10 protein-coding genes are annotated in these 10,530 nt (G+C 68.6%); 7 read left to right on the forward strand and 3 right to left on the reverse strand.

The genetic code is table 11. The features are described from left to right. Window positions 1–3: 3 nt before the first annotated feature. Window positions 4–1,875, reverse strand: a complete 1,872-nt coding sequence (locus tag KIT89_RS11595) for an acyltransferase family protein (protein ID WP_297601801.1) — start codon at window positions 1,873–1,875, stop codon at window positions 4–6. 72 nt (window positions 1,876–1,947) lie between these two features. Here KIT89_RS11595 and KIT89_RS11600 point away from each other — a divergent pair, with 72 nt between their 5' ends. The 4 genes from KIT89_RS11600 to glmM all read left to right on the forward strand — a co-directional run bounded on the left by KIT89_RS11600 (window position 1,948) and on the right by glmM (window position 5,337). Beyond that, complete coding sequence (locus tag KIT89_RS11600) at window positions 1,948–2,820, forward strand: tRNA pseudouridine(38-40) synthase TruA (protein WP_297603961.1); 873 nt, start codon at window positions 1,948–1,950, stop codon at window positions 2,818–2,820. Between the two features lie 151 nt (window positions 2,821–2,971). Then, on the forward strand, window positions 2,972–3,418 hold the full coding sequence (gene rplM, locus KIT89_RS11605; RefSeq protein WP_297601804.1) for a 50S ribosomal protein L13: 447 nt from the start codon (window positions 2,972–2,974) through the stop codon (window positions 3,416–3,418). Window positions 3,419–3,448: 30 nt separating this feature from the next. Continuing rightward, window positions 3,449–3,952 carry a 30S ribosomal protein S9 gene (gene rpsI / locus KIT89_RS11610; protein ID WP_297601807.1) on the forward strand — a complete coding sequence of 168 codons (504 nt, stop codon included), beginning with the start codon at window positions 3,449–3,451 and terminating at the stop codon, window positions 3,950–3,952. Window positions 3,953–3,975: 23 nt separating this feature from the next. Continuing rightward, complete coding sequence (glmM, locus tag KIT89_RS11615) at window positions 3,976–5,337, forward strand: phosphoglucosamine mutase (protein ID WP_297601810.1); 1,362 nt, start codon at window positions 3,976–3,978, stop codon at window positions 5,335–5,337. Window positions 5,338–5,347: 10 nt separating this feature from the next. On the opposite strand, the gene KIT89_RS11620 is transcribed toward glmM, so the two are convergent. Both KIT89_RS11620 and coaA read right to left on the reverse strand, forming a co-directional pair. Beyond that, window positions 5,348–6,160 carry a methyltransferase domain-containing protein gene (locus KIT89_RS11620; protein WP_297601813.1) on the reverse strand — a complete coding sequence of 271 codons (813 nt, stop codon included), beginning with the start codon at window positions 6,158–6,160 and terminating at the stop codon, window positions 5,348–5,350. Then, a complete protein-coding gene (coaA, locus tag KIT89_RS11625) occupies window positions 6,160–7,119 on the reverse strand; it encodes a type I pantothenate kinase (RefSeq protein WP_297601816.1) in 960 nt (319 codons plus the stop codon). Before coaA ends, KIT89_RS11620 begins: the two co-directional genes overlap by 1 nt. A 79-nt stretch (window positions 7,120–7,198) precedes the next feature. On the opposite strand from coaA, the gene glmS reads away from it, so the two are divergent. From glmS to alr, 3 genes are read left to right on the forward strand one after another with little or no spacing between them, the layout of a single operon-like run. After that, the gene (gene glmS / locus KIT89_RS11630; RefSeq protein ID WP_297601819.1) at window positions 7,199–9,049 is read left to right on the forward strand and encodes a glutamine--fructose-6-phosphate transaminase (isomerizing); all 1,851 of its coding nucleotides are present in this window, start codon (window positions 7,199–7,201) and stop codon (window positions 9,047–9,049) included. A 27-nt stretch (window positions 9,050–9,076) separates the two neighbouring features. Further along, the gene (locus KIT89_RS11635) at window positions 9,077–9,430 is read left to right on the forward strand and encodes a holo-ACP synthase (protein WP_297601822.1); all 354 of its coding nucleotides are present in this window, start codon (window positions 9,077–9,079) and stop codon (window positions 9,428–9,430) included. Next, on the forward strand, window positions 9,427–10,521 hold the full coding sequence (gene alr, locus KIT89_RS11640; protein WP_297601824.1) for an alanine racemase: 1,095 nt from the start codon (window positions 9,427–9,429) through the stop codon (window positions 10,519–10,521). Before KIT89_RS11635 ends, alr begins: the two co-directional genes overlap by 4 nt. Window positions 10,522–10,530 lie beyond the last annotated feature (9 nt).

The raw sequence follows: 10,530 nt of genomic DNA on the forward strand, positions 1-10,530 counted from the left end.
TGTTCACTGCAGCGTCGGGGCTCCCGGCCCGGGTGGCGGCGGGTCGGGCGGGGGGAGCGCGCGCAGAGCATCCACCGCCTCTGAGATCAGTTGGGCGTAGACGCGCCCGCCCGCAGCACCCGGATGCACCTGGTCGCGGGCCAGCAGCCCGAGCTGCGGCGTGATCGTGCCGTGCCAGTCGGCGATGACGACATATCTGAACCGATCGTCGAAGTCGCGCAGCGTCTCGTTGACTCCGGCAATCCAGCCGCGGGGGGCCTGCACGCTGACGAGCACGAGTCGACGCTCGGCGCCGATGGTGCGCCGGATCTGGTGCAGGGTGCTCGCCGCTATCGGCCCATTGGTGCCGAGGCCGATGACCACCACGTCTCCGAGGCGATCGTCGTCGATGAGCGCGGTGAGAATGGTGGGCGCCTCGCGCATCTGCCGGCTGACGGCCGCGTGCACCTCGATGCCGGGCAGCTGCTCGGCCAGGTACGGGGCCGAGGCGAGCATGACAGAGTCGCCGATCGCGGTGATGCCGGCGCCCGCCGGCGGAGGCGGTTCGATCTCGGGCGGCGTGCGCGGTCGCTTCAACGGCACCGCGGGTGGAATCGCGAGGTGCTGGGCACCGAGCACGATGTACTCGGCCGCCTGAGAGCGCTCGGGTGCCCGCACGACGGCCGCTGCCGTGCCCGCCACCATCGTGACCACGAGAGCGCCGGCGAGCCCAGCCACGGTGACGCGGCGAGTGCGTGACCACCCGGCCCCTCCGCGCAAGGCGGGCACGAGGGTGCGCTCGCGCACGGGCTGCTCGACGAAGCGCCAGCTGAGCGCGGCGAGGGCGATCGAGATCACCAGGGCGATGCCGCCGAGCGCCCACGCCTCGGCGCTCCAGCGGTCGATGGCGGGCAGGGCGGCACCGAGCACGATGATGACCGGCCAGTGCCACAGATAGAGCCCGTACGACCGTTCGCCGAGCCAGCGCGGCAGGGGAGCGTCGAGCACCCCCGCTGCCTTTCCGGTGGGGTGCGCGGCGCTGACGATGAGCACCCCGGTGAGCAGCACGGCCGCGACGAGCCCGCCGCGGTAGGTGAGGGCCGAGTCGATCGACAGCACGATCGCGAGGGCGACGAGCCCGAGCGCGGCGAGCGCGGCGGCGAGGTCGGCCGCCCACGCCGCGGGGCGCACGCGACCGGCCGCCGTCGCCAGCGGCTCGCGAGCGAGTGCGAGCCCGGCGCCGAGCAGCAGACCGAACCCGTGGGTGAGCGTCGAGAAGTACGCCGTCGACGCGGCCGCCGGGTCGACCGCGGGGTCGCCGGCGACGATGCCCATGGCGACGGCCGAGGCGAGCGCGAGAGTGAGCGGCAGCGTGATGCGCAACCTGCGCACCGGCAGGGCGAGCAGCGCGATCGTGACGAGGGGCCAGATCAGGTAGAACTGCTCTTCAACCGCGAGCGACCACAGGTGCCGAAACAGTTCGGGGCTGGTCTGGTCGAGGTAGCTGGCTCCATTGGCGATCGACCACCAGTTGCTGCTGAAGGTGAGGGCTCCGGCCAACTGCCACTGAATGCCGACGAGCACGTCACCGCCGATGATGGCGGCGACGGTCGCCGACACTCCGATGACGACGACGAGAGCGGGCAGTAGTCGCCGTGCACGTCGTGCCCAGAATCGCCTCAGTCGCACGCTGCCCGTCGACCGCTTCTCGGCGATGAGCAGCGCGGTGATGAGATAGCCGCTGACCACGAGAAACACGTCGACACCGATGAATCCGCCCGGCGCAAGACCCGGAAAAAGGTGATACGCCAGCACGAGCGTGATGGCGAGTGCGCGAAGCCCGTCGAGGCCCGGCAGGCGCGCGCCGGGCGCCGGGCTGATGGTGACGGCAGACATGGTGGTTACAGCGTCGCGCCGCGCGCCCCCCGGGTCAAATGCTGAGCCGTAGACTCGTCGGTCGTGGAGACTGTGCGGCTGCGGCTCGACGTCGCGTACGACGGGGGTGCCTTCTCGGGGTGGGGCCGCCAACCGGCGCTTCGCACCGTGCAGGCCGAGCTCGAAGACGCCCTCGCCACGCTCGTGCGCGCGCCAGACCCGAGCGTTCGTCTCGTGGTTGCGGGTCGCACTGACGCCGGTGTGCATGCCACTGGGCAGGTCGCGCACTGCGACCTCACGGCAGAGCAGTGGAGCTCGCTCGCGGCGTCGCGGCGTGCGGGCACCGTCGAGCAGTCGATCACTCGTCGACTCAACGGCATCGTCGGGCAGCGGGGCGGCGACGTGGTGGTGTCGCGCGTCACGAGAGCACCCCAGGGCTTCGACGCTCGCTTCTCTGCCGTCTGGCGCAGGTATGAATACCGCATCGCCGACGCGGTGGCCGGCCATGACCCTCGGCATCGCGGATACACGCTGTGGCACGCCGCCGAGCTCGATCATGAGGCGATGGATGCCGCGAGCCGCAGCCTGACTGGCCTGCATGACTTTGCAGCCTTCTGCCGACCACGCGAGGGGGCGACGACCATTCGCACGCTGCTCGACTACGAGTGGAACCGTGACCCCCACGGCGTGCTCGTCGCGACCGTGCGGGCCGATGCGTTTTGCCACTCGATGGTGCGAGCGCTCGTCGGGGCGGCGATCGCGGTCGGCCGCGGTCGACTCGACACTGCTGCCCTGCACACCGTGCTGGCGGGAGCGCGGCGCGAGAATCTGTTCTCGGTCGTCGCCGCTCGAGGGCTCACACTGGTTGAGGTGGGGTACCCGCCTGACGACGAGCTCGACGCTCGTGCCCAGCTCACCCGCGCTCGGCGCGAGCCGCTCGGCCGCTCGTCAGACCCCTCAGATTGACCGGTCGCCCGCGGTGCACTAGGCTCGCTCCTTGGTGTCCGTCGCCGACGGGCATCCGGTTGAGCCCTCCACCGTGGCGTTCTCGTGCGATCTGCACGCGAACTCCCCCCGGAGCGGGATTCACGAACTACTCGACACGAAAGCCGTGATTGTGACGCGCACTTTCAGCCCCACTCCCGCTGACGTTCAGCGCAACTGGGTCGTCATCGATGCCAACGATGTCGTCCTGGGCCGCCTCGCCAGCCACGCCGCCGCCCTGCTGCGCGGCAAGCACAAGCCCACCTTCGCCCAGCACATGGACATGGGCGACTTCGTCATCGTGATCAACGCCGAGAAGGTGGCGCTCACCGGTTCGAAGCTGACGCAGAAGAAGGCGTACCGCCACTCGGGCTACCCGGGCGGATTGACCGCGACGACCTACTCTGAGCTGCTCGAGAAGAACCCGGTGCGCGCGGTCGAGAAGGCCATTCGCGGCATGCTGCCGAAGAACTCGCTGGGCCGTGCCCAGATCAAGAAGCTCAAGGTCTACGCGGGCGCTGAGCACCCGCACGCTGCGCAGCAGCCGACGACCTACACCCTCGACCAGGTCGCCCAGTAGCGGCCGCGCAGACGCTAAAGGACACACATCGTGGCAGACGTTACGAACTCTGACGACACCAACACTCTCGACGAGGCGGCTCCCGAGTCGTACACCACCGAGTCGGCTGCGCCCGTCGCAACCGCCGCGCCCCGCGCCATCTTGTCGGTGGGCGGTCAGGCTGTTGGTCGACGCAAGCAGGCCATCGCCCGCGTGCGCATCACCCCCGGCGCCGGCACCTACTCGGTGAACGGGCGCACGCTCGAGCAGTACTTTCCGAACAAGCTGCACCAGCAGCTCATCAACGACCCGTTCACGGTGCTGCAGCTCGGCGGCGCATACGACGTGATCGCGCGCATCACCGGTGGCGGCCCCTCGGGCCAGGCCGGCGCTCTGCGGCTCGCGATCGCTCGCGCCCTCAATGAGATTGACCGCGAGAACAACCGCGCCACGCTCAAGAAGGCGGGCTTCCTCACGCGCGACGCCCGCGTCATCGAGCGCAAGAAGGCCGGTCTCAAGAAGGCTCGCAAGGCTCCTCAGTACTCGAAGCGCTAGTCGCCCGGGTTCAGGTCGAACACATGGGTCGACTTTTCGGCACCGACGGAGTTCGAGGGCTGGCCAACGGTGACCTCACCGCTGACCTCGCCCTCGGGCTTTCGCAGGCAGCCGCGCTCGTGCTTACCTCTGGTCGGCACGCCGAAGAGCTGCGTGCTGCCGGCAAGAGGCCGACGGCCGTGGTCGCTCGCGACCCGCGGGTCTCTGGGCAATTCTTGACCGCTGCTGTGTCGGCGGGGCTCGCGAGTTCGGGCATCGATGTGCTTGATGCCGGAGTGATTCCGACCCCGGCCGCCGCCTTCTTGGTGAGCGATATCGGGGCCGACTTCGGCGTCATGATCTCGGCCTCGCATAACCCGGCGCCCGACAACGGCATCAAGTTTTTTTCGTTCGGCGGTACCAAGCTTCCCGATGCCGTCGAAGACCGCATCGAGCAGGCGCTCTCGGGCGACAAGCTGGCCCCCACGGGTGCCGGGGTTGGCCGTATTCGACGATTCGCCGACGCCGAAGACCGCTATGTGCTGCACTTGCTGGCGACGCTCGACGTCTCGCTCGCAGGCCTGCACGTCGTCATCGACTGCGCACACGGTGCGGCTGCGGGCATCTCGCCCCGAGTCTTCGCCGACGCCGGGGCGCGCGTGACCGTAATCGGCAGCGACCCCGACGGGCTCAACATCAATGACGGGGTCGGGTCGACCCACCTCGAGCCGCTGCAGGCGGCGGTCGTCGAACTGGGCGCCGATCTCGGTATCGCTCACGACGGTGATGCAGATCGCTGCTTGGCGGTGGATGCTCAGGGCGCGGTCATCGACGGCGATCAGATCATGGCGATTCTTGCCTTGTCGTTGAAGGCGAAGGGTGCGTTGATCGATGACACCCTCGTCGCCACGGTCATGAGCAATCTCGGGCTCAAGAGAGCCATGCAACAGCACGGCGTGCACATGATCGAGACCAAGGTGGGTGACCGCTATGTGCTTGAAGCGCTTGCCGAGCACGGTCTGAGCCTCGGTGGCGAGCAGTCGGGCCACATCATCTTCAGCGAGCACGCGACGACGGGCGACGGCATTCTCACTGGCCTGCAGCTCGCGGCCGAGATGGCACGCACGGGGCGGTCGATCGCTGACTTGGCGGCGGTCATGACGGTGTTTCCGCAAGTGCTCATCAACGTGCGCGGTGTCGACCGCAGCGCGCTCGAGGGCCACGAGGTGGTCGCCGCTGCGGTCGCCGACGAAGAGAGCGCCCTCGGCGAGAGCGGGCGCGTGCTTCTGCGGGCGAGCGGCACCGAGCCGATGGTGCGCGTCATGGTCGAGGCCGCCGACCACCACACTGCTCAGGCCGTCGCCGAGCGCCTCGCCACAGTCGTGCGCGAACAGCTCGCCACCTAGCGTTCGAGAGTTAGCGCGGGCCTGGGCTCGCGAGTAGTTCTCCGTGCGTCATGGTGAGCCAGCCGTGGTCATGCTCTGCCCACTGCGCCCACGCGTCGCTGATGGTCTGCAATTCGTCTCGGCTCGCGTGGCCGCCGTCGAGAGCGTGCCGGGCGAAGTCAGACTCGAGGGCCCGCCGGGCCCACGCGCCGCCCCACCACTCGCGATCGGCTGGTTCGGTGAAGAGCCACACGCTGGCGCTGAAGCGCGGTTCGACGAGGTTCGCTTCGAACGCCCAGGCCCGCAGGTGGCGGGCGGCGTCTGGCTCGCCGCTCGTCGCCCGGTGCACGCGGCGATAGAGGTCGAGCCACAGTGCAAGCCCGTCGAGCTTCGGAAACCATGTCGTGGCCGCGTAATCGACTTCGCGTGCGGCGAGCACTCCGTCGGCGGCGGTGACGCGCGCCATCTCGCGCAGCATTGCCACTGGGTCGGTGACGTGCTGCAGGGTCTGGTGCGTGTGCACGATGTCGAATGAGCCATCGTCGAAGGGCAGTGCGAAGGCGTCGGCTTCGAGAAACCTGACGTCAGTGTTGGGTGACGCCTCGGCAGCGAAGGCGGTGGCGGCCGCGACGGCAGCGGGGGCTGCGTCGACGCCGACGACCGAGGCTGGAGCGAGTCGTTCGGCGAATTCGACCGTGATGGTGCCGGGCCCGCTGCCGACATCGAGCAGGGTGCGACCTGCGGCGAGGTGCGGTTCGAGGTAGTGCGCCGAGTTCGCGATCGTGCGCCACCGATGTGTCGCGAGCACGCTCTCGTGGTGCCCGTGCGTGTACTCCCTGCTCATCAGACCTTCCTCAGCAGCACTGTCTCGACGGTGTGATCGCGCGCCTTGCGCAGCACGAGCGACGCTCTCGCACGGGTCGGCAGAATGTTCTCGACGAGGTTCGGCTCGTTGATCTCGCGCCAGATCTCGCGAGCCTTCGAGCGAGCCTCGTCGACGGTGAGGGCTGCGTAGCGATGAAAGTAGCTGCGCGGGTCGGCGAAGGCACCGCGCTGCAGCGCGAGAAACCGCTCTTCGTACCACTGCGCGATATCGCTCGTGCGGGCGTCGACATAGATCGTGAAGTCGAACAGGTCGCTCACCGCGAGCGAGGCACCTGGCCCTGGCGGCTGCAACACGTTGAGCCCTTCGACGATGAGAATGTCGGGGCGGCGAACGATGATCTCAGCGCCGGGAACCCGATCGTAGGTGAGGTGGCTGTAGACAGGTGCGCGCACTTCGTCGACACCAGATTTCACCCGCGCGACGAATCGCAGCAGTGATCGACGATCGTACGATTCCGGAAAACCTTTGCGATGCAAAATACCCCGGCGGGCGAGTTCAGCAGTCGGCAGCAAGAAACCATCTGTCGTGACGCGCTCGACGCGAGGGGTGTCTTCCCACCTCGACAACAACTCGCGCAAGAGCCGCGCGATCGTCGACTTGCCGACGGCCACCGACCCGGCGACGCCGATCACGAACGGAGTGTGCGAGCCGGTCTCGCCGAGAAAGCTGCGTGTGGCAGCGTGCAGCGAGCGGGCTCCGACGGCGTAGAGGCTCAGCAGTCGGCTAAGGGGCACATAGACCTCTGCCACTTCGCGCATGTCGAGCGCGTCGCCGAGACCGCGCAGTTGCACGAGCTCGGTCTCGCTGAGCGGTTGGGGTGTCTCGGGTGCGAGCGCCGCCCACCGCCGCCGATCGATTTCATCGAACGGACTCGTGTCGCGCGCCATCGCATCGCGCGGTGCACTCGACTCGGCCATCACGCCCACAGTACCCCTGCGCAGGCCCCGCCCGGCCCTGGCGGTCTGTGCAGAGTGACGAGCCCTAGAATGGGCGGCTATGTGCGGAATCGTGGGGTATGTCGGAACCCGGGGCAGCGTCGAGGTGCTGCTGGGCGGGTTGAAGCGACTGGAGTATCGCGGCTACGACTCGGCAGGCGTCGCCGTCATCGACGGTGAAGGGCACCTCGGCACGCGCAAGCACGCCGGAAAGCTCGGAATTCTGACCGACGATCTCTCGGCGACTCCCATCGCTGATGGCAGCACCGGCATCGGTCACACCCGCTGGGCGACCCACGGTGGGCCGACCGACGAGAACGCGCACCCGCACCTCGGCGACAACGGGCGCCTCGCCCTCATTCACAACGGCATCATCGAGAACTTCTCTGAGCTCAAGAGCGAACTGCTCGAGCGTGGCCACGAGTTTCATTCGCAGACCGACAGCGAGGTCGCAGCGTTGCTGCTCGGCGAGGCGTTCACCGAGACGCACGACCTCACGGCGGCCATGCTCGCGGTGGTGAGCAGACTCGAAGGCGCGTTCACGCTCTTGGCGGTGCACGCCGACCAGCCGAACGTGGTCGTCGGCGCTCGCCGCAACTCGCCTCTCGTGATCGGCCTCGGCGACGGCGAGAACTTTCTCGGCAGTGATGTCGCCGCCTTCGTCGAGTACACCCACCGGGCGATGGAGATCGGCCAAGACCAGCTCGTGACGATCCGCCCCGACAGCGTCGAGGTTGTCGACTTCGAGGGAAACCCGGTAACGCCCAGCACGTTCGAGGTCAACTGGGATGCCTCTGCTGCCGAGAAGGGCGGCTGGTCGAGCTTCATGGCGAAAGAGATCAGCGAAGAGCCTGAAGCGGTGGCTAAGACCATCATCGGTCGTGTGCACGAGGGGCTCGTCGATCTGCCCGAGGTCACCGCCTTGGGCGCTGAGGTGCTGTCGAGCATCGACCGCGTGCTCATCATCGCGTGCGGCACCGCCGCCTACGCAGGGCTCGTCGGCAAGTACGCCATCGAGCAGTGGGCCCGCATTCCGGTCGACGTTGAACTTGCCCACGAGTTCCGCTACCGCGAGCCCGTGCTGTCGCCGAACACGCTCGTCGTCTCGATCAGCCAGTCGGGCGAGACCATGGACACCCTGATGGCCGTGAAGTACGCGCGCGAGCAGGGAGCGCGCACGCTCTCGATCTGCAACACCCAGGGCGCCACCATTCCGCGCGAGTCCGACGCCGTGGTGTACACCCACGCAGGCCCCGAGGTCGCCGTGGCCTCGACAAAGGCCTTCGTCGCGCAGATCACCGCGATCTACCTGCTGGGCCTGCAACTGGGCCAGGTGCGCAGCACCCTGAGTGTCGAGCGTGCACGTGGCCTCGTCGCCGAGCTGCAGTCGGTGCCCGAGAAGTTGTCGGCCGTGCTGGCCACCGGTGAACGCATCAAAGAGCTGGCCCATTGGATGGCCGACACCCGCTCGGTGCTCTTTCTCGGGCGGCACGTCGGCTACCCGGTCGCGCTCGAGGGCGCGCTCAAGCTCAAAGAGCTCGCCTACATCCATGCCGAGGGTTTCGCCGCGGGAGAGCTCAAGCACGGGCCGATCGCCCTCATCGAACCGGGGCAAGTGGTGTTCGTGATCGTTCCGAGCCCGCGAGACCCGAGCTCGCTGCACGCCAAAGTGGTCTCGAACATCCAAGAGATCAGGGCCCGCGGCGCGCGCGTCATCGCGATCGCCGAAGAAGGCGATGTGGCCGTGCTGCCACACGCTGACGAGGTCATTCGCATTCCGCTCGCCTCGCCGTTCTTCGAGCCACTGCTCGCCGTCGTGCCGCTGCACATCTTCGGCATGGAGCTCGCTGCCGCCAAGGGCCTCGACGTCGACCAGCCGCGCAACCTCGCCAAGTCGGTCACGGTCGAGTGACCACGGCTGCGTAGGGCGGGCCGCGCTGTGGCGATCGTCGGAGTCGGGGTCGATGTCGTCGACCTCGCACGCTTCGAACGGGCGCTCGATCGCACCCCTCGACTGGTCGACAGACTGTTCACCGACGACGAGCAGGGCCTGCCGCTGCGATCGCTGGCGAGCCGTTTCGCAGCCAAGGAGGCGCTCTTGAAGGCCCTCGGCGAGACATCGGGCGCGCGCTGGCTCGACATGCGCGTCGTCTCGGGGCCCGACGGCAACCCCGACCTCGTCGTCAGCGGGCGGGTCGCCGAGATCGTCGCCGAGCGCGGCATCGGCTCGCTGCACGTCTCGCTCTCGCACGACGCCGGCGTCGCGATCGCCTTCGTGGTGGCCGAGTCATGAACGGGCCACTGCGTGAGGCGCGCATCTCTACTGCGGCGATCACCGGCAACACCGAACTGCTGCGGGCCCGTATCGCGACGCGGCACGCCATGGCGGTCGTCAAGGCAGACGGCTACGGTCACGGTGCGGTGGCTGCCGCACGGGCTGCCCTCGAGGGCGGCGCCGATCACCTCGGGGTCGCCGACCTCGATGAGGCCTTCGAGCTGCGGGCGGCGGGCATCGATGCGCCCGTGCTCGCGTGGCTGCACGGCAGCGCTCTCGACTGCGATGCCGTTGCCGAGGCGGGCATCGCACTCGGCATCAGCTCTCTCGACCAGTTGCAGCTGGCGGCCTCGAGCAGCCACCGGGTGGCCGTGCACATCAAGGTCGATACGGGCCTCAGCCGCAACGGTGTCGCCGAGGCCGACTGGGGGCGGCTCGCCGAGCGGCTCGCGCTGGCGGTGCGCGCGGGCTCGGTGCGGCTCGAGGGGGTCTTCAGCCACCTCTCGAACACCGCGCCAGACGACGATCGAGCGCAGATCACGTCGTTCGAGCGCTTTCTGGATGCCCTGCGCAGCGTCGACCTCGACCCCGGCATTCGCCACATCGCCGCGTCGGCCGCGGCGCTCGACCACCCCGCAGCGCACTACGACATGGTGCGCTTCGGCATCGCGCTCTACGGCATCGCTGCTGAACCGCACCTCAGAGGCACGCTGCCGCTGCGCCCGGCCATGCGGCTCAGTGCCGACGTCGTGGGCGTGAAGCGCGTGCCGGCCGGCAGCGGCGTCTCGTACGGCTACCTGCATCGCACCACGGCCCCGACCACTCTCGCCCTCGTGCCGCTCGGTTATGCCGACGGCGTGCCCCGCGCGACCCAGGGCGCGTCGGTGCGCATCGGTGACGCGGTCGTGCCGGTGATCGGTCGCGTCGCCATGGATCAGTTCGTCGTCGACGCCGGTGACGCCCAGGTTGCCGTCGGCGACCGCGCCGTGCTGTGGGGCGACCCAGCGCAGGGCGACCCCTCGGTCGACGACTGGGCCGACGCGGCGGGCACCATCTCTTATGAGCTCGTCACTCGTCTCGGCAGGCGAGTGCATCGCACGGTGCAATGAACGAGGTGC

Source organism: Microcella sp., assembly GCF_025808395.1.
In the GTDB taxonomy this organism is placed as follows: domain Bacteria; phylum Actinomycetota; class Actinomycetes; order Actinomycetales; family Microbacteriaceae; genus Microcella.